General features: G+C 65.1%; 21 protein-coding genes and 1 tRNA gene. 14 read left to right on the forward strand and 8 right to left on the reverse strand.

Going from position 1 to position 17,057, the window contains the following annotated elements:
- Positions 1 to 16 precede the first annotated feature (16 nt).
- From AC5P76_RS14535 to AC5P76_RS14590, 12 genes are all read left to right on the forward strand, one after another.
- Positions 17 to 994 carry a beta-ketoacyl-ACP synthase III gene (locus tag AC5P76_RS14535; protein WP_053519093.1) on the forward strand — a complete coding sequence of 326 codons (978 nt, stop codon included), beginning with the start codon at positions 17 to 19 and terminating at the stop codon, positions 992 to 994.
- A gap of 75 nt (positions 995 to 1,069) precedes the next feature.
- Complete coding sequence (locus AC5P76_RS14540; RefSeq protein ID WP_065182460.1) at positions 1,070 to 1,852, forward strand: BUD32 family EKC/KEOPS complex subunit; 783 nt, start codon at positions 1,070 to 1,072, stop codon at positions 1,850 to 1,852.
- Positions 1,853 to 2,007: 155 nt separating this feature from the next.
- On the forward strand, positions 2,008 to 2,952 hold the full coding sequence (gene fabD / locus AC5P76_RS14545; RefSeq protein ID WP_053519097.1) for an ACP S-malonyltransferase: 945 nt from the start codon (positions 2,008 to 2,010) through the stop codon (positions 2,950 to 2,952).
- 82 nt (positions 2,953 to 3,034) lie between these two features.
- Positions 3,035 to 3,778 carry a 3-oxoacyl-ACP reductase FabG gene (gene fabG, locus AC5P76_RS14550; protein ID WP_053519099.1) on the forward strand — a complete coding sequence of 248 codons (744 nt, stop codon included), beginning with the start codon at positions 3,035 to 3,037 and terminating at the stop codon, positions 3,776 to 3,778.
- Positions 3,779 to 3,930: 152 nt separating this feature from the next.
- On the forward strand, positions 3,931 to 4,170 hold the full coding sequence (gene acpP / locus AC5P76_RS14555; protein ID WP_053519101.1) for an acyl carrier protein: 240 nt from the start codon (positions 3,931 to 3,933) through the stop codon (positions 4,168 to 4,170).
- A 142-nt stretch (positions 4,171 to 4,312) separates the two neighbouring features.
- Positions 4,313 to 5,575: a beta-ketoacyl-ACP synthase II gene (gene fabF, locus AC5P76_RS14560; protein WP_053519103.1), complete on the forward strand. Its 1,263-nt coding sequence runs from the start codon at positions 4,313 to 4,315 to the stop codon at positions 5,573 to 5,575.
- Positions 5,576 to 5,676: 101 nt separating this feature from the next.
- Positions 5,677 to 7,041, forward strand: coding sequence for an aminodeoxychorismate synthase component I (locus AC5P76_RS14565; RefSeq protein WP_253118876.1), 1,365 nt, complete (start codon positions 5,677 to 5,679; stop codon positions 7,039 to 7,041).
- A gap of 165 nt (positions 7,042 to 7,206) precedes the next feature.
- Positions 7,207 to 8,268, forward strand: coding sequence for an endolytic transglycosylase MltG (gene mltG / locus AC5P76_RS14570; RefSeq protein ID WP_065175958.1), 1,062 nt, complete (start codon positions 7,207 to 7,209; stop codon positions 8,266 to 8,268).
- Positions 8,265 to 8,930 (forward strand): dTMP kinase, encoded by a 666-nt coding sequence (tmk, locus tag AC5P76_RS14575; RefSeq protein WP_065182455.1) that lies wholly within the window; start codon positions 8,265 to 8,267, stop codon positions 8,928 to 8,930. Before mltG ends, tmk begins: the two co-directional genes overlap by 4 nt.
- Positions 8,927 to 9,883, forward strand: a complete 957-nt coding sequence (locus AC5P76_RS14580) for a DNA polymerase III subunit delta' (RefSeq protein ID WP_111187151.1) — start codon at positions 8,927 to 8,929, stop codon at positions 9,881 to 9,883. The genes tmk and AC5P76_RS14580 overlap by 4 nt, the downstream gene beginning before the upstream one ends.
- The gene (locus tag AC5P76_RS14585; RefSeq protein WP_053520428.1) at positions 9,880 to 10,233 is read left to right on the forward strand and encodes a PilZ domain-containing protein; all 354 of its coding nucleotides are present in this window, start codon (positions 9,880 to 9,882) and stop codon (positions 10,231 to 10,233) included. The genes AC5P76_RS14580 and AC5P76_RS14585 overlap by 4 nt, the downstream gene beginning before the upstream one ends.
- Positions 10,234 to 10,346: 113 nt before the next feature.
- A tRNA-Val gene (locus tag AC5P76_RS14590) sits at positions 10,347 to 10,421 on the forward strand.
- Positions 10,422 to 10,505: 84 nt separating this feature from the next.
- On the opposite strand, the gene AC5P76_RS14595 is transcribed toward AC5P76_RS14590, so the two are convergent.
- From AC5P76_RS14595 to AC5P76_RS14630, 8 genes are all read right to left on the reverse strand, one after another.
- The gene (locus tag AC5P76_RS14595; RefSeq protein WP_253118877.1) at positions 10,506 to 11,069 is read right to left on the reverse strand and encodes a hypothetical protein; all 564 of its coding nucleotides are present in this window, start codon (positions 11,067 to 11,069) and stop codon (positions 10,506 to 10,508) included.
- A gap of 52 nt (positions 11,070 to 11,121) precedes the next feature.
- Positions 11,122 to 11,526 carry a hypothetical protein gene (locus AC5P76_RS14600; protein ID WP_111187148.1) on the reverse strand — a complete coding sequence of 135 codons (405 nt, stop codon included), beginning with the start codon at positions 11,524 to 11,526 and terminating at the stop codon, positions 11,122 to 11,124.
- A 457-nt stretch (positions 11,527 to 11,983) separates the two neighbouring features.
- Positions 11,984 to 12,745, reverse strand: a complete 762-nt coding sequence (locus tag AC5P76_RS14605; protein ID WP_253118878.1) for an Imm52 family immunity protein — start codon at positions 12,743 to 12,745, stop codon at positions 11,984 to 11,986.
- Between the two features lie 177 nt (positions 12,746 to 12,922).
- Positions 12,923 to 13,684 carry an Imm52 family immunity protein gene (locus tag AC5P76_RS14610; protein WP_253118879.1) on the reverse strand — a complete coding sequence of 254 codons (762 nt, stop codon included), beginning with the start codon at positions 13,682 to 13,684 and terminating at the stop codon, positions 12,923 to 12,925.
- Positions 13,681 to 14,439 (reverse strand): Tox-REase-5 domain-containing protein, encoded by a 759-nt coding sequence (locus tag AC5P76_RS14615; RefSeq protein WP_253161736.1) that lies wholly within the window; start codon positions 14,437 to 14,439, stop codon positions 13,681 to 13,683. Before AC5P76_RS14615 ends, AC5P76_RS14610 begins: the two co-directional genes overlap by 4 nt.
- Positions 14,440 to 14,456: 17 nt before the next feature.
- Positions 14,457 to 14,804, reverse strand: coding sequence for a hypothetical protein (locus AC5P76_RS14620; RefSeq protein WP_253118881.1), 348 nt, complete (start codon positions 14,802 to 14,804; stop codon positions 14,457 to 14,459).
- On the reverse strand, positions 14,785 to 15,288 hold the full coding sequence (locus tag AC5P76_RS14625) for a DUF4123 domain-containing protein (RefSeq protein ID WP_253118882.1): 504 nt from the start codon (positions 15,286 to 15,288) through the stop codon (positions 14,785 to 14,787). Before AC5P76_RS14625 ends, AC5P76_RS14620 begins: the two co-directional genes overlap by 20 nt.
- Positions 15,288 to 15,734, reverse strand: a complete 447-nt coding sequence (locus AC5P76_RS14630; RefSeq protein WP_253118883.1) for a PAAR domain-containing protein — start codon at positions 15,732 to 15,734, stop codon at positions 15,288 to 15,290. Before AC5P76_RS14630 ends, AC5P76_RS14625 begins: the two co-directional genes overlap by 1 nt.
- A 369-nt stretch (positions 15,735 to 16,103) precedes the next feature.
- On the opposite strand from AC5P76_RS14630, the gene AC5P76_RS14635 reads away from it, so the two are divergent.
- Together AC5P76_RS14635 and AC5P76_RS14640 are read left to right on the forward strand one after the other, a co-directional pair.
- Positions 16,104 to 16,484 carry a tautomerase family protein gene (locus tag AC5P76_RS14635; protein ID WP_074900404.1) on the forward strand — a complete coding sequence of 127 codons (381 nt, stop codon included), beginning with the start codon at positions 16,104 to 16,106 and terminating at the stop codon, positions 16,482 to 16,484.
- 130 nt (positions 16,485 to 16,614) lie between these two features.
- Positions 16,615 to 17,001, forward strand: coding sequence for a DUF2946 family protein (locus AC5P76_RS14640; protein WP_253118943.1), 387 nt, complete (start codon positions 16,615 to 16,617; stop codon positions 16,999 to 17,001).
- The last annotated feature ends 56 nt before the right edge of the window (positions 17,002 to 17,057 follow it).

A 17,057-nucleotide genomic window follows, 5' to 3' on the forward strand; every position in this document is an offset into this window, starting at 1 on the left:
CGCAACAGGAAACATGATGAGCAAGCGGATCTACTCGAGGATCGCGGGCACCGGCAGCTATTTGCCGGAAAAAGTCCTGACCAACGCCGACCTGGAAAAAATGGTCGAAACCTCGGACGAGTGGATCCAGACGCGCACCGGTATTCGTGAGCGGCACATTGCGGCCGAAGGCGAGACCACCAGCGATCTCGGCTACCAGGCTGCGCTGCGTGCGCTTGAAGCGGCGGGCATCGACGCTTCCCAGCTCGACATGATCGTGGTCGGCACGACCACGCCTGATCTGATTTTCCCGTCCACCGCGTGCCTCATCCAGGCCAAGCTCGGTGTGGCCGGTTGCCCCGCCTTCGACGTCAACGCGGCCTGCTCGGGCTTCGTGTTCGCGCTGAGCGTGGCCGACAAGTTCATCCGTTCCGGCGACTGCAGGCACGTGCTGGTGATCGGCGCGGAAACCCTGACCCGCATCGTCGACTGGAACGACCGCACCACCTGCGTGCTGTTCGGTGATGGTGCTGGCGCCGTCGTGCTCAAGGCCGACGAGGAAACCGGCATCCTCAGCACGCATCTGCACTCTGATGGCAGCAAGAAGGAACTGCTGTGGAATCCGGTCGGCGTTTCGGCCGGTTTCAAGGACGGCGCCAATGGCGGCGGCACCATCAACATGAAGGGCAACGACGTGTTCAAGTACGCCGTCAAGGCGCTGGACTCGGTCGTGGACGAGACCCTGGCCGCCAATGGCCTGGACAAGTCGGACCTGGACTGGCTGATCCCGCACCAGGCCAACCTGCGCATCATCGAAGCCACCGCCAAGCGGCTGGAAATGTCGATGGACCAGGTCGTGGTCACCGTCGACCAGCATGGCAACACCTCGTCCGGCTCGGTGCCGCTGGCGCTGGACGCTGCGGTCCGCTCGGGCCGCGTCGAGCGCGGTCAGCTGCTGCTGCTGGAAGCCTTTGGTGGCGGCTTCACGTGGGGTTCGGCCCTGTTGCGCTATTGATAGTGCAAGTTACGACAACGTGAAGTCTGTCGTTGCGGCCCTCCGGGGCCGTAACGCGTTTAAGGAGGTCCTGTCATGGTTGAGCCCATCGTCATCGACGGGCAGCGCGCCTGGCTGAAGCAGTACGGCAAGGGAAGCCGAGCCATGGCCCTGGGCCTGCTCAATTTCGTCGCCCGCCGGTTCCAGCTGGACGCGCTGCGCCCGCCGCCGCACCGGGGCGGAGACGCCGCACGCGAGGTCGAGGCCCGCCGCCTGGGCGAACTGCAGGCACAAGGGGTGAACGTGCCCGACGTGATCGGCAGCGGCCATGCCGCGCTGGTGATCGGGGACAACGGCAGCTCGTTCAACACCTGCCTGCGCGAGGCCGACGACGCCGGGCGGGACCGGCTGGTGATGGCCGCAATGCGGGCACTTGCCGAAGCACACAGCCGTGGCGCCTATTTCGGCCAGCCGCTGCCGCGCAACCTCACCTGGGATGGTGAGCGGGTCGGTTTCATCGACTTCGAGGAAGATCCGCTGGAAGTGATGGATCTGGCCGAAGCCCAGGCGCGCGACTGGCTGATGTTCGGCTATGGCGTGGCCAAGTACTACGCCGACCGGCCCGACTGCCTACAGGCGATGATGGCCGAGGCGATCGGCACCGTGCAGGCGCCGGTACGCGAGCACGTGCACGCTGTGAGCGGCCGCCTGCAGCGCCTGGCCCGGGTCTGCATGAAGCTCGGACGCTCGGCGCGCACGCTGGCCCATTCGATCTTCATCGCGCACGGCGCCACCACCATGGGGGTGCTGATGGTGGTCGGGCTGTGCATGGACTTCTTTGCCGATGGCGAACTGGACATTCTGCAGTTGTTCTGCTGATTGCATCCGCCGGGCATGGCCCGGCGCTACCGGAATCGTTCGCCGGCCCGGCATTGCTGGCGCGCTCCATACGCCCTGCATACGCGCACGTACAGACGACACGGCGGATTCACCCTTATCATGGCCCGCTTCGATTGCAACAAGCGGATGACCGCGTGACCGTATCCACCCTCGCTTTTGTCTTCCCCGGCCAGGGCTCGCAGTCTGTGGGCATGGTGGCCGAGCTGGCCGAGCTGCACCCGCAGGTGCGTGAGGCCTTCACCGAGGCATCCGATGGTGCCGGCGTCGACCTGTGGGCGCTGTCCCAGGGTGGCCCGGAGGAAATGCTCAACCGTACCGAATACACGCAGCCGGCCCTGTTGGCGGCGAGCATCGGCGTTTGGCGCGCCTGGAACGCCGTGGGTGGTCCGCGCCCGTCGGTGCTGGCCGGCCACAGCCTGGGCGAGTACACGGCGCTGGTCGCCGCTGGCGCGCTGAGCCTGCATGACGGTGCGCACCTGGTGCGCCTGCGCGGCCAGCTGATGCAGGACGCGGCTCCGGCCGGCGTGGGCGCCATGGCCGCCGTGCTCGGCGCCGAAGACCAGCTGGTGCTGGACGTCTGCGCCGAAGCAGCGGGCAGCCAGGTGGTGGTACCGGCCAACTTCAACTCGCCCGGCCAGATCGTGATCGGTGGCGATGCGGCAGCAGTCGACCGCGCGCTGGCGTTGCTGGCCGAAAAGGGCGTGCGCAAGGCAGTGAAGCTGGCCGTCAGCGTGCCCTCGCATACCCCGTTGATGCGCGAGGCCGCCAACCGTCTGGCCGAAGTGATGGCCGGGCTGTCCTGGCAGGCTCCGCAGCTGCCGGTGGTACAGAACGTCGATGCCCAGGTGCACGACGGCGTGGATGCCATCCGCACCGCGCTGGTCCAGCAGCTGTACCAGCCGGTGCAGTGGACCGGTTGCGTGCAGGCCCTGGCCGCCCGTGGCATCACCCAGGTTGCCGAATGTGGCCCGGGCAAGGTGCTGACCGGCCTGGTCAAGCGCATCGACAAGGCCATCGACGGCCGTTCGCTGGCCACCCCGGGCGACTTTGAAAGCGCCCGCGAGGCATGGTCGGCCTGATCGCCCCTGTTCCTGCCGACCCTGCCAGTGGCCGCTGCACGCGGCGCGGGTGGGGCGGCTGCCCCCGTCTGAGGAAACCATCATGAGCAAGCCCCTGCAGGGTGAAATCGCACTGGTCACCGGCGCCAGCCGTGGCATCGGTGCCGCCATTGCCGATCTGCTGGCCGCCCAGGGCGCCACCGTCATCGGCACCGCCACCACCGAGTCCGGCGCTGCGGCGATCGGCGAGCGCCTGGCGGCCCACGGTGGTCACGGCCGCGCGCTGAACGTTACCGATGCCGCCGCACTGGACAGCGTGCTGGATGGCATCGCCAAGGAATTCGGCCCGATCTCGATCCTGGTCAACAACGCCGGCATCACCCGCGACAATCTGCTGATGCGCATGAAGGACGATGACTGGGCCTCGATCATCGACACCAACCTGACCAGCGTGTTCCGCACCAGCAAGGCGGTCATGCGCGGCATGATGAAGGCACGCAAGGGCCGCATCATCAACATCGCCTCGGTGGTGGGCGTGACCGGCAATGCCGGCCAGGCCAACTACGCTGCAGCCAAGGCCGGCATCATCGGCTTCAGCAAGTCGCTGGCCAAGGAGATCGGCTCGCGTGGCGTCACCGTCAACGTGGTCGCGCCGGGCTTCATCGACACCGACATGACCAAGGCACTGCCGGAAGAAGCGCGCACCGCGCTGATCAACGACATCGCCCTCGAACGCCTGGGTTCGCCGGAAGACATCGCCCATGCGGTGGCCTTCCTGGCCAGCCCGGCTGCCGGCTACATCACCGGCGAAACCCTCCATGTGAACGGCGGCATGTACATGCCGTAAGCAAGGGGCGCACGGATTGCGCCGCAAGTGGTTGATCTGCGTGGATTTTTGCTGCAATGCAAGGGCGCGCCGGTTTCCACTACACTATCCCACGGCCATCGCCCTTGATGGCGACCACTTTTGAACCACAACTCCATCTGGAGCGAGATCCCATGAGCACCATCGAAGAACGCGTCAAGAAAATCGTCGTCGAACAGCTTGGCGTCAAGGAAGAAGAAGTCACCACCAGCGCATCGTTCGTCGATGACCTGGGCGCTGACTCGCTGGACACCGTCGAGCTGGTGATGGCGCTGGAAGAAGAATTCGAGTGCGAAATCCCGGACGAAGAAGCCGAGAAGATCAGCACCGTGCAGGCCGCCATCGACTACATCAAGGCCCACGTCAAGGCCTGATGTCAGACGGCAGTGCGCGTGCGGGCATCCGCCCGGCGCGCACCGCACCCCATGGGGCCGCTGTTGCGGCCCCGTGTGTTTGCGCATCACACCGAAGCAAACCGCGTTGCCCGAAAGCATCTTCGGGTCAGGAGAATCAGCAATGAAGCGTCGCGTCGTCGTAACCGGCCTGGGTATCGTCTCGCCGTTGGGCAATGATCTGGCCAGCAGCTGGGAAGGCATCACCCATGGTCGTTCGGGCATCGGTCCGCTGACCAACGTCGCCGATTCCTACCTGGAACGGTTCACCACCAAGATTGCAGGTGAGGTCAAGGGCTTCGACATCACCGCCGACAATGCACTGTTCGGCAAGTACCGGGTCAGCGGCAAGGATGCCAAGAAGATGGACCCGTTCATCCATTACGGCCTCGGTGCCTCGTTCATGGCCCTGCATGATTCGGGCCTGGAGATCACCGACGCCAATGCCGAGCGCATCGGCGCCATCGTCGGCGCCGGCATCGGCGGCCTGCTCGGCATCGAAGAGCAGACCATCGAATTCCACGAGGGCAAGAAGATCTCGCCCTTCTACGTGCCCAAGACCATCATCAACATGCTGCCGGGCCAGCTGAGCATCATCACCGGCCTGAAGGGCCCGTCGTTCTCGGCGGTTTCGGCCTGCGCCACCTCGAACCACTCGATCGGCACCGCCATGCGCATGATCCAGTACGGCGATGCGGACGTGATGGTGGTGGGCGGCGCCGAGCGCGGCTCCTCGCCGACCGCCGTGGGCGGCTTCTGCGCGATGAAGGCCATGTCCACCCGCAACGACGCACCGGAACAGGCCTCGCGCCCCTGGGACAAGGACCGCGACGGCTTCGTGCTGGGCGACGGTGCCGGCATCCTGATCCTGGAAGAGTACGAGCACGCCAAGGCCCGTGGCGCGAAGATCTATTGCGAGCTGGCCGGCTTCGGCGCCAGCTCCGACGCGTACCACATGACCGCGCCGAGCGAGAACGGCGAAGGCGCTGCCCGCTGCATGACCATGGCGTTGAAGGACGCTGGCCTGAATCCGGAACAGGTGGGTTACCTCAACGCACATGGCACCTCCACGCCGCTGGGCGACCTGGGCGAAACCATGGCGATGAAGACGGCCTTCGGCGACCACGCCTACAAGATGATGGTCAGCTCCACCAAGTCGATGACCGGCCACCTGCTCGGCGCTGCCGGCGGTGTGGAGGCGATCTTCTCGGTGATGGCTCTGCAGGACAACGTCATCCCGCCGACCATCAACCTGCAGGAGCCGGGCGAAGGCTGTGACCTGGACTACGTCCCCAATGAAGCGCGCCAGGCCAAGGTCGACGTGGTGATGTCCAATGGCTTCGGCTTCGGCGGCACCAACGGCACGCTGATCTTCAAGCGCGTCTGACCGGGTTGTCGCGTCGGGCCATGCTCGACCGGACGTGCTCCACGCACGAGGAAGCCGCCGCAAGGCGGCTTCCGTGTATCTGAATTCCCCTGCAGGCCACCATGACCCACGCCCCGCTGATCCACCCGCTGCCGCATCCGATCGATCTGCTGGCCCTGCAGCAGCAAGCGCCGGAACGTTTCCCGCTGCTGATGGAGTCCACCGCTTCCGGCACCGCGCAGGGGCGCTGGAGCCTGCTGTTGGCCGCACAGGGCGACACGCTGCGCCTGGATGCCGATGGTTGCGTGCGCGACCAGCAGGATACGGTGCAGCCCGGCAGTTTCCTGCAGGCGCTGGACCGCGCCTGGCAGCAGGCACGGCTGCCGCACGATGGCAGTCACAGCCTGCCGTTCCGCGGCGGCTGGGCCTTGATGCTCGACTACGAAGTGGCCAGCCAGATCGAGCCGGTGCTGCCGGCGCGTGCGCGCGATGATGGCCGGCCGACGGCACTGGCGCTGCGCTGCCCGGCGGCCGTGCTGCACGATCACCAGAACCACGCCAGCTTCGTCATCGCCGAAGCGGGCGAGCAGGCGCTGCTGGACTCGCTGGTGGCGCTGGCCGCGCAGGCGCTGCCGGAGGCGGGGCAGGGCTGGCAGCCGCCGCAGTCGGTCGGCGAAGACGCGCCGCAGCGCTTCACCGACGGCGTGCGCCGGGTGATCGACTACCTGCGCGCCGGCGATGTGTTCCAGGTGAACCTGTCGCGGCGCTGGAGCGCGCAGTTCGCCACGCCGGTCAGCCCGCAGGCCCTGTACGCACAGCTGCGCCGCGCCAACCCCGCACCGTTTGCCGGCCTGTTCAGTGCGTTTGGGCGGCACGTGGTCAGCTCCTCGCCGGAGCGGCTGGTATCGGTGCATGCCGGCCACGCGCAGACCCGGCCGATCGCGGGCACGCGCCCGCGTTTCGAGGGTGACGATGATGCCGCGCGCATCCAGGAGCTGGTCGGGCACCCGAAGGAGCGCGCCGAGCACGTGATGCTGATCGACCTCGAACGCAACGATCTGGGCCGCATCTGCCTGCCCGGCACCGTGGTGGTCGATGAACTGATGACGGTGGAGAGCTACGCCCATGTGCACCACATCGTCAGCAACGTCAGCGGCCATCTGCGCCCGGAGGTCACCCCCGGCGAAGTGATCGCCGCAACGTTCCCCGGCGGCACCATCACCGGCTGCCCGAAGGTGCGCTGCATGCAGATCATCAGCGAGCTGGAGCAGGTGCCGCGCGGTGCCTATACCGGGGCGTTCGGCTGGCTGAACCGCGATGGCGACCTGGACCTGAACATCCTGATCCGTACCGCCGAGGTGGACGGCCGCGAGGTCAGTTTCCGCACCGGCGCCGGCATCGTGGTCGATTCGGACCCGGACAAGGAGCTGGACGAGACCCGCGCCAAAGCGCGTGGCCTGCTGCGCGCCCTGGGCCAGCAGGGGTAGGCGATCGACCCCCGCCGGGCATGGCCCGGCGCTACCGACGCATCACCCTCCCGGTAGCGCCGGGCCATGCCCGGCGAGCGAAGCGGGGTTGAGTACCACCCCGGCCATGACCCCACACCACCGGCACGGTATCCTGCACGACGGAATCGAGTTCTGAGGTAATCCATGGCGGGAGCCAAGCGCGGGTGTCTGTTCGTGGTAACGCTGCTGGTGGTGCTGGTCGCGGTCGTGGCCGGCGCGGGCGCGTGGTTCTTCTACAAGCAGACCCAGTTCGCCGATGCCCGGATCTCCCCCTCCGCAGAGACCGTGGTGATCGCCAGCGGCGATGGCCTGAACACCGTGCTGCGCAAGCTGCGCGAGGCGGGCGTGGACGAAGGCCAGGACGCACAGTGGCAGCTGCTGGCACGCCAGCTCGACGCCGCCGGCAAGCTGAAGGTGGGTGAGTACGCGCTGGACAGCCAGCTGACCCCGCGCGAGCTGCTGCTGCGCATGCGCGCCGGCAAGGTCCTGCAGCACCGCGTCACCATCATCGAAGGCTGGAACATCCGCCAGCTGCGCGCGGCGCTGAAGCGTGCCGATCCACTGCTGCACACCACCGATGATCTTGATGATGCGGCACTGATGCAGCGCCTGGGCTTCGGCGGCCAGCATCCGGAAGGCCGGTTCCTGCCGGAGACCTACATCTACCAGCGCGGTGACAGCGACGTGGATGTGCTCAAGCGTGCGCATGCGGCGATGGAAAAGGCGCTGGACGAGGCTTGGCAGAGCCGTGCGCCGGACCTGCCGATCAACACGCCGTACGAGCTGCTGACGCTGGCATCGATCATCGAGAAGGAAACCGCGCTGGCCAGCGAGCGCCCGCAGATTGCCGGCGTGTTCATGCGCCGCCTGCAGATCGGCATGCGCCTGCAGACCGATCCCACCGTGATCTATGGCATCGGCGCGGCCTACGACGGCAACATCCGCCGCCGCGACCTGACCACCGATACGCCTTACAACACCTATACCCGTGCGGGCCTGACCCCGACCCCCATCGCCATGCCCAGCCGCGACGCGCTGATGGCCGCGGCACAGCCGGCAGCGGGGGATGCACTGTATTTCGTCGCCGTTGGCGATGGCAGTGGCGCGCACGTGTTCTCGTCCAGCCTGGACCAGCACAACGCTGCGGTAGCGCGCTACCTGCAGCAGCTGCGCCAGCAACGCACCCAGGAGACCCCGGCGCAATGAGTCCCGCGCTGCTACGTCACCCGCGTTTCGTCAGCCTGGAAGGCGGCGAAGGCGCCGGCAAGACCACTGCGATCAATGCCATCCGCGCGTGCCTGCGCCAGCATGGCCATGAGGTCGTGCTGACGCGTGAACCGGGCGGCACGCCGCTGGCCGAGCGCATCCGCAGCCTGATACTGAAGCCCGATGCCGAGATCGCCGCCGAGCCGCTCAGTGCCGAGGCCGAACTGCTGCTGGTGTTCGCCGCCCGCGCGCAGCACGTGCGGGAGGTGATCCAGCCGGCCCTGCAGCGCGGTGCCTACGTGCTGAGTGATCGCTTCACCGATTCCAGCTACGCCTACCAGGGAGGGGGCCGTGGCCTGGACCCGCAGTGGATTGCCGAGCTGGAGCGCCGTGCCGTTGGCCTGTTGCCGGGCCTGACCCTGCTGCTGGATGTGGACGTGGCGGTCGGTCGCGCGCGCGCCAATGGCCGCGACCTGTGGCCGGACCGCATCGAGAGCGAGCAGGACGATTTCTTCCAGCGCGTGCGTGAAGTGTTCCGCAGCCGCGCCCAGCAGGACCCACAGCGCTTCGCCGTGATCGACGCGGGCCAGGTGCAGGAACGCGTGGCCGCCGACGTGATCGCGCAGGTCGAGCGCTGGCTGCAGGAAGGAAAGGGCGCATGAGCACCTTCTCGCCCTGGCAGCAGCGCGCATTCGATCAGACCGTGGCCGCGCTCGACGCGGGCCGGCTGGGGCATGGCCTGTTGATCTGCGGCCCGGCTGGGCTGGGCAAGCGCGAGGTTGCACTGGCGCTGGCCGACCACGTGCTGGCGCAGGGCGATGCCGCGCACGCCACGCGCACCCGCCACCTGATCGCTGCCGGTACCCACCCGGACCTGCAGCTGGTGAGCTTCATTCCGAACAAGAGCGGCGACAAGCTGCGTACCGAGATCGTCATCGAGCAGGTGCGCGAGATCACCGACAAACTGGCATTGACCCCGCAGTACGGTGTGGCCCAGGTGGTGATCGTCGATCCGGCCGATGCGATCAACCGCTCCGCGGCCAATGCACTGCTCAAGACGCTGGAAGAGCCGCAGCCCGGCCGCTACCTGTGGCTGATCAGCAGCGACCCGGCACGCCTGCCGCAGACCATCCGCAGCCGGTGCCAGCGCCTGGAGTTCAAGCTGCCGCCGCACGAGGAAGCGCTGGCCTGGTTGCAGCAGCAGGGCCACAGCGACGCCTCCGCACGCGAAGCGCTGGACGCCGCGCGCGGCCATCCCGGCCAGGCCGACAACTGGCTGCGCGAGGACGGGCTGAGCCTGCGCCGTGAGGTGGCCCGCGACCTGGAGCAGCTGGCCACCGGCAGGACCGGCGCGGTGGAGCTGGCGCAGAAATGGTGCGGTGATGACAACGCGGCGCTGCGCCTGCGCTTCGCCGCCGACCTGGCGCTGGCCCAGGCCAGCACGGACGCCTTGACCGCGCCGGAGCGATTGCACAAGCTGGCAGCCTGGTTCGACGCTGCCAACCGCACCCGCGACCTGCTGCGCACCACGGTGCGTGCAGACCTTGCGGTGGTCGAGTTGCTGCTGGCCTGGAACAAGGTGAACGAGCGGCCTGCCGCAAGGGGAAATCGATGAGTGCCAGCAACGCCCGCCAGGGCATCCTGTCCCTGGCCGTGAAGGACAAAGCCGCGCTGTACAGCGCGTACATGCCGTTCGTGAAGAATGGCGGCATCTTCGTGCCCACGCCCAAGCGCTACTTCCTCGGCGACGAGGTGTTCCTGCTGCTGACCCTGCCCGATTCCAGCGAGCGCCTGCCGGTGGCCGGCAAGGTGATCTGGGTGACCCCGGCAGGCGCGCAGGGCAACCGTACCGCGGGCATCGGCGTGCAGCTGGCAGACGGCGCTGAAGGGGAGGGCGTGCGCCACAAGATCGAGACCCAGCTGGCCGGCCTGACCAGCTCGGACAAGCCCACCCACACGATGTGAGGCAGCGCCGGGCCACGCCCGGCGGCACGCCTTGAAAACACCCGTGAAGACGGATGTGAAAACTGTTGACGGCCTCTGAAAAGTTCCTATAATGAGCGGCTCAGCAACACACCGGGCGGTTAGCTCAGCGGTAGAGCATTGCCTTCACACGGCAAGGGTCACAGGTTCGATCCCTGTACCGCCCACCATGTTGCAGAACGAAAAAAGCCTCCAGAAATGGGGGCTTTTTTGTTATCTGATGATGCGTGCCAGCGTCGCTGCTGCGGCTGCCATCAGCCGTGCTGGTCCAGCAGATCCCGCGCGATCATCGCCGTCGCATCCAAGAGGTCGTGGCCGCTACCGGCCTGCACCACCACCGCCAACAGACCACGGCCCACCTCGGCATTGCCGCTGGTCAGTTCCATCTCGCCCTCAAAGCACAGATCGGCCAGCCACTCGTGCGCCTGTTGAAGCCCGCGCTTGCGGGTGCGGCGAAACTCCGCCAGCAGCTTCGCCTGGCCCGCGCCGTGCTCGCCGTCAGCGAGCAGGCCAATGGCGCCGCCGTGCGCAGCGCGCCAGACCTCGGGCAAAGGCCGGCCGTGCTCATCCAGCATCTCGGGTGCAAACTGTGCGCAGTACATCTCGTAGCGTTTGCCTGCTGTGCTGGCCGGCACGATACCGGCCTCGGCAAGCAGGCGTTCGGCTTCGTCGAGCTGATTGAACTTCAGGCGCAGCAGAGCGGGGCGGCTCAGTTGTCGAGCCAGCGCGTGCTGGTTGGCGGCAAACCATACGTTCCAACCCACGGTTGCGCGGCCTTCCAGTGCGGCCTTGAAGTAGTCCAGATGTTCGGCGTCCATTACGGCCTCCTGCGTTCCCTGCGCGATTGTAGCGGGAGGGCATCCGGGCCGGTCAGTCAGCGCCGGAGAGGCAATGATTCGCCTCGCGCACCAGCTGTCGTGCGGCCACGATCAGTCCGTCGGTGTGGAAAGCACCCAGCTGTTCGTCCGGGCCGCCTTCGGCGCGCGCACGGTCGGCAGCCTGCAGCAGATCGAGCAACGCGGTAAGCCCAGACATCGAGCGGCGCAGCGAGGCGTGATTGCTGGCAACGAGGGTGAGGCTTTTGCACGGCTGTCCGTCATCGCCGTCGGCGCGGCTGATGGCATTGAGGTACGTGAAGAAGGCAGGCGACTGCACGGGCAGACTCTGTTCGTGCAAGGCGCACTCGATCTCGCGTGCGAGGTCCTCGGGCACGTCGGCGGCGATGTCGCCGATCAGGGCGTGCAGACGGGGATGGACAGCGGTGCGGTTGGTCATGGCGAAACCCTCACTGGCGTGGGGCCACCTTCCGAGTGAAGGTGGCGGACGGTGCGGGTTGGCGTACCAAGGCAAACAAACTTCAAGGGAGAAGAACGCCTGGCGGATCTTGCGATCCCCACGCACCGTCCGCCATTGACGGCAGTCGGTGCATTCTCTCAGCTGCGATTGATTCCGCAGGCCTTGAAGCTTGTTCGTTTATTCGAGACGCCAATCCCGGCCAAGGCAACTGCCCCGGCGCGGTGATCATCCGGCTGCGCAATCACATCGGTCTGTAAGGAAAATTCTCTTTCATGCCAATGCGGAGGAGGGAGATTTCGATCTGTGCGTCAGTGCACGGGCGCGCTGCGAGCAACGTCACTTCCGATGCCGCGCGCTGCACGTGCTGTCGGTGCACTTCGCGACAACGCGGTACGCGCCGCGGGTTGTTTGCGTCACGCTGCGCACGATGCCCGGATCACTCGAGCAGCGTCGGGTCGGTGATATCCAGCAGCCCGGCATTCGCCATCCGCAGCTCAACCTGATGCACGCGCCTCAGATGTTCCGGGTTGCGCAGATCGAAGGGTTCGTCCAGCGCTACGATCATCGTTCCTTTGCCTTTCACGACCTCCATGGACGCCGCTTCAGGAATGAATTTCTTCGGCACGAGGTGGGGTACAAATCCCATCCAGCCCAGCCAGCGTCGATGGGGAAACAGTTGATGGAAGTGTGCGTAGGTTTCATATCCCTCTCCGTCCGGGAGTGGGGACGTAACGTCTGTCGCAACGAACACGGCATCCAAACGGGTTGCAATGCTTCGGACGCAGGATCGAATGATTCCGGATGTGCCATCCGGACCAAACGCCTGGACGGGGGCGTTGATGCTCAGGGTAACCCTGCCGAACCACGGCCTGTAATCCAGCGTAGGACAGCCAGGTTGATCATGAGCTTTCTGGCTCAAGGCGGGAGTAATGGAAGCGCCGGCACCGCCTGAATTGGCCGCAGTTGGGTACTTTCTATGGTAGTAGGCGGCGTTCTCGGCGACTGCATCGATGAACCTTGTCTTGTCGCTTAGAGGTACCGGTCTGCCAGAGGAATCACGAAGCGCCCAGTTCTGGAAAAGGTGATGTATCTCGCCAAGCTCTTCGGTAAGTTGCAACAGTTGTCGATAGGCCGCTTCAGCACTCAGCACCTCCAACGGCACAGTTGTATCTATGAATGCGTTGTACATCTCGGGCATTGTGATTTTCTAGGGGGATGTTGGATCAACGCAGGTGCAAGTTCGCAGATCTCGTCCTTTCCGCATGATGCGGGATGCACGATCCTTCTCACCATTCCTTGTACTTCGGCTAATGCTCATCGCGACAGCAGCACAAGTGGCAGGTCAGCTACATTGCATTGTGCACGGATGCCCGAATCACTCGAGCAGCGTCGGATCGGTGATGTCCAGCAGCCCGGCATTCGCCATCCGCAGCTCAACCTGATGCACGCGCCTCAGATGTTCCGGGTTGCGCAGATCGAAGGGTTCGTCCAGCGCTACGATCATCGTTCCCTTGCCTTTCACGACCTCCATGGACGCCGCTTCAGGAATGAATTTCTTCGGCACGAGGTGGGGTACAAAACCCATCCAGCCCAGCCAGCGTCGATGGGGGAAGAGGCGATGATTGGCATAGTAGGTGTCATAGCCCTTGCCGGTTGGAAGGGGACATACAACGTCTGTAGCTACATGATCGGCAACCATGGCGGTTGATAGCGCCGCAACGCACTGGCGTACCACCGAAGTGGCGCCTTCCGCAGAGAATGCTTCGATGGGCCTGAAGATCGTCATCGTCAGTCGTCCCGCCCATGGGTAATACTCGATGGAAGCCCTTCCAGGGGTTTTCCACTCCCTGGCGGTCATGGCAGTGGTGAGGTTGGCGCCCGCGCCACCGGCATCCGGGTCATCAGGGAATTCCTGTCCGTCCTGCTCGGCATGGGACGCCAGCATCTGGACGAAGCGCTCTTCATCGGAATATGGAATTGCCCCATTCGAGCGTGAATGCTCAATCCAGCGGTGGAACGCAGGATGCACGTCCTGGAGCAATAGAACGAGCGGTTGGAGCCGGCCATAGACAGTTTGCGCGTCAAGCGTTTCAGTGGCGATCCACGCGTCTACGACAGTTCTGAACATGGGCGTCATGGTGAGTGCCTGCAGCAGAAGGAATCATCTTTGAACAGCCTGACCGCGATGTCGAAGCACTCGATCTCAAGGAAGTGCCATTCCAGCTTTGCGGGTCGGCCAAGCGCGAGAACATGTGCGCGCTGTCTATGAAATTGTCTGAGCCAGCTCTCCAGGATGGTGGGTCGAGTTCGATCAAGCTGGGCCCAGAAGCGCAACTCGCCATCATCTTCAAAGAACTGCTTGTAGTGGCCCTTGGTCTCTACCACAGTGCACTGAGCGCGCCAGAATCCATCAAAGCGAATGCCGTCATGATTCCACTCGGTTACGGTAATGCGATTCCTGCTCTTGCGGCCTGCCAACTTCAATCGCGCACGGTCCAGCGTTGTTCCCCCATACGTGTAATCGAAGCTCTCCGGTCCGGCCAGGCGATTGGCGATTCGCAGCTGGTAGTCGTAGTTCCGGTACTGAGTCAGTGGAATCGTGTAGTTCGCGGGCACGAGGTAGCCTTGTGCCAGCTTGCAGGCGTTGCAGTCATTCTGGTTGCTCGTCTGCGAGCAATCTGTCTCGCTTGTCTGCACCCTGGGTTCGGTCTTCACTCCAGTTTCGACACCCGCCGCTTCCTTGATCTTCCTCCATATCTGGCCGAGCGTCGGGCCGCCTGCCGTGTTTCCTGGCATCTGGCCTGGGAGCGGAACGGGAGCATCGCGAACCGGATCCCATGCCCCTGGCGACGTCACCGGGGGAGGGGGAATAGGGAATGGCACAGCACCCATTTTCTGGTCCTTTCAGTTCAGTCTGTCATGCGGGAAGAGGCCAGCAGCGCCAGAAGGTCCGCTGCCGTGGCGTTGGGATGGGTGGTCTCGTTGAACCAGACCCGGGTGACTGCCTGGTCACGCAACCCGCGGGCCCAGGCCACATCGGCTTTCACCCAGCGCACCAGGGTCGGTAGATGCGTGATGTGCAGGGATGTCGTAGCGTGCCGGTAACTTGCACGGACGTCCTCCACGAGTTCGTCGTCGCTTCGTTGGGCGGTTTCGACAGGAAAGTGTCTTCTGGTTTCGCGCGAAAGCGGGACGACGAACGTTGCTGGATCCGGGAGGCAAAGCCTCGCATACTGTTCAGCGCTGAGTGTCAGCATCGCATGCACCTGGCCTTTCGAGATCGGCTCGGACCAGAGACCAGTCCTGACTGTTCAACGTGACCTGCCACTCCAGTATCGGACCGAGCAGGTCCAGCTGTTGTCGGGGAGTGAGGACATCGCAATATCGGAGGAAGGCTCTGGGGTCGTAGTAGCGCATCAATGCCAACGACCCGTCCGGCAGCGAGATGTCCAGTTTCGTCTGCAGATGTTGAAACAATGGATCGAAGGCTGTCGCTGAAGCCAGTATCGTGACGCCCGAAGACTGACGACCGAGGCAGGTCAGCCAGTGATGTACAGGTCTCTGGATCGCTCCCCAAGGTAACTCGATCAGCCAGGGAGAAGCTTGGACGAGATCGCTCTCGGGCTGTCCTGTGAACAGCGAGCGGTGGAGCAGTGTGTCCTGCTGAGTGTAATGGCGGAGTTCGCCCTCTCGTTCAGGGGCGGCGGCGCAGTCCACCAAAGCGAATGCTGTCCACGCCATCACGAGCGCACCAGAAGCGGAGCGCCGCTGGTGCCTGCAGTGAGCAGGCACTCCAGGCAGATGGCCGCTCCGGGAGAGGAGCCTGTCGAGACATCAATCGTTGAGGGTGCGGCAGTACAAGGCGCTTCGCTGACGTACACCAGGCGCTGTTGGGTGGAAACAAGCTGGCAGCCGCATGCGAGACGGTGCCCGTGGAGCGCGACGGGGTGACCGTCGATGATAAGGGTGGGCTCGCCTTCGATGATCGCGAAGACCCCCTGATGCAGCGGGCAGGTGGCGCTGTCGCCTTCACGTGCGACGGCGCGGCCCTCGATGTCTGTGCAGGGTGAGCCGTTGATGACGCGTCCGCTACTGCTGGTCGTGTCACCAACGACAATCCAGTGTCGTCTCACGTTGAGATATCGAACCTGTTGGTCGGTGCCCAGCCTGCAATCCTGCAACGACATCCATCAAGCATTTGCAGCCATCATGCTGTCACTTATGGCACTCCATGCAGCTGCTGATTGTGATCGCTTGTCCCGTTTCTGCTGGAGAAACAAGAGCTTTCCAGAAATTTGGGGTCGCGGGATTCAGTCAATGAGGGCAGGGACGTGGTCTGCGCGACGCTGCGTTGATGAGTTCAGAAACCTGCGAGAAGCGACATGCACCCTCGTAATCAGAGAGCGAACGCGGAGCGGCAGGGAAGCTGAGAAGTGCGCCCTCCTGGGGGAGGAAATTGCAGGGCTCTAAACGGGACGCGCGTTCGCGCGACATTTCACACAGAAATCCAGCAGCCCGGCGCATCGTCTCCCAACCCTCCACCCGGGAGCCCCACCATGCCGCTCGCCCGCATCGATCTCCGCAAAGGCCAATCCGCCGACTACCTGCAGCGCGTCGGCGAGGCCATCTACCAGGCCATGCGCGCTGTCGGCGTGCCCGAGAACGACCGCTTCCAGATCTTCCAGGAGCACGACGCCGCCACCCTGGTCTACGACCCCAGCTACCTGGGTGTGCAGCGCTCCGACGATTTCATCTGCATCCAAATCACCTGGAACGAGGGCCGCACCCTGGAGCAGAAGAAGGCGCTGTACGCGGGCATCGCTGACGGCCTGCATTCGGCAGTGGGCATCCGCCGCGAGGACGTGTTCATCAATCTGGTGGAAGTGAAGAAGGAGAACTGGTCGTTCGGGCATGGCGTTGCCCAGTACGCGACGTGAGGCGCCTGCGTCACCCTGTCGCAGGGGCAAAACCCTGAACGTGGTCCAAGGTTGCGGCGCCGCGCCGTAGAATGCCCGGGTGCACCGCCCCCGATTCCACCGCCGGTTCCAGGCCCTGGCATGGCTCGCCCTGCTGCTGGTGCTGCTTGCCCCGCTGGTGAGCCGCTGGGTGGCGCACGGCCGCGTGGCAGCGGCGGCGCCGGTGGCGGCGATGGATCATTCGCTGCATGCGCAGCACACGATGGAAGGCCATCACGACCATCATGCGATGGCGACGCCGCACGATGAGGCCGCGAAGAATCCGCCCGCCGATCCACACGCCGACCATGAAATGGGCGTGGATTGCGATTACTGCCTGATCGCGGCGCGGCTGATCACCCTGCTGGTGGCGACGTTCCTGCTGCTGGTGCCCTTGGCGCCGGTCTGCCGGGCGCGGCTGGGCGCTGTGCTGGCAGTGCCCGCGCGCCTGGCGGGAACCCTCGGGGCGCGGGGACCACCGGCGGCATTGGCGGGCTGAGCCGCGCGCGCGGCCGTGCATTCCCTCTGATGGAAGCCGCCAGGCATGGCCTGGCG

The organism is Stenotrophomonas sp. YJH_SMC_36, assembly GCF_059369935.1.

Bases quoted from the DNA above. Each gene is read 5' to 3' on its own strand.
- AC5P76_RS14535 (WP_053519093.1), top strand. From the start codon at position 17: ATGAGCAAGCGGATCTACTCGAGGATCGCGGGCACCGGCAGCTATTTG.
- AC5P76_RS14540 (WP_065182460.1), top strand. From the start codon at position 1,070: ATGGTTGAGCCCATCGTCATCGACGGGCAGCGCGCCTGGCTGAAGCAG.
- fabG (WP_053519099.1), top strand. From the start codon at position 3,035: ATGAGCAAGCCCCTGCAGGGTGAAATCGCACTGGTCACCGGCGCCAGC.
- acpP (WP_053519101.1), top strand. From the start codon at position 3,931: ATGAGCACCATCGAAGAACGCGTCAAGAAAATCGTCGTCGAACAGCTT.
- fabF (WP_053519103.1), top strand. From the start codon at position 4,313: ATGAAGCGTCGCGTCGTCGTAACCGGCCTGGGTATCGTCTCGCCGTTG.
- AC5P76_RS14565 (WP_253118876.1), top strand. From the start codon at position 5,677: ATGACCCACGCCCCGCTGATCCACCCGCTGCCGCATCCGATCGATCTG.
- mltG (WP_065175958.1), top strand. From the start codon at position 7,207: ATGGCGGGAGCCAAGCGCGGGTGTCTGTTCGTGGTAACGCTGCTGGTG.
- tmk (WP_065182455.1), top strand. From the start codon at position 8,265: ATGAGTCCCGCGCTGCTACGTCACCCGCGTTTCGTCAGCCTGGAAGGC.
- AC5P76_RS14580 (WP_111187151.1), top strand. From the start codon at position 8,927: ATGAGCACCTTCTCGCCCTGGCAGCAGCGCGCATTCGATCAGACCGTG.
- AC5P76_RS14585 (WP_053520428.1), top strand. From the start codon at position 9,880: ATGAGTGCCAGCAACGCCCGCCAGGGCATCCTGTCCCTGGCCGTGAAG.
- AC5P76_RS14595 (WP_253118877.1), bottom strand. From the start codon at position 11,069: ATGGACGCCGAACATCTGGACTACTTCAAGGCCGCACTGGAAGGCCGC.
- AC5P76_RS14600 (WP_111187148.1), bottom strand. From the start codon at position 11,526: ATGACCAACCGCACCGCTGTCCATCCCCGTCTGCACGCCCTGATCGGC.
- AC5P76_RS14605 (WP_253118878.1), bottom strand. From the start codon at position 12,745: ATGCCCGAGATGTACAACGCATTCATAGATACAACTGTGCCGTTGGAG.
- AC5P76_RS14610 (WP_253118879.1), bottom strand. From the start codon at position 13,684: ATGACGCCCATGTTCAGAACTGTCGTAGACGCGTGGATCGCCACTGAA.
- AC5P76_RS14615 (WP_253161736.1), bottom strand. From the start codon at position 14,439: ATGGGTGCTGTGCCATTCCCTATTCCCCCTCCCCCGGTGACGTCGCCA.
- AC5P76_RS14620 (WP_253118881.1), bottom strand. From the start codon at position 14,804: ATGCTGACACTCAGCGCTGAACAGTATGCGAGGCTTTGCCTCCCGGAT.
- AC5P76_RS14625 (WP_253118882.1), bottom strand. From the start codon at position 15,288: ATGGCGTGGACAGCATTCGCTTTGGTGGACTGCGCCGCCGCCCCTGAA.
- AC5P76_RS14630 (WP_253118883.1), bottom strand. From the start codon at position 15,734: ATGTCGTTGCAGGATTGCAGGCTGGGCACCGACCAACAGGTTCGATAT.
- AC5P76_RS14635 (WP_074900404.1), top strand. From the start codon at position 16,104: ATGCCGCTCGCCCGCATCGATCTCCGCAAAGGCCAATCCGCCGACTAC.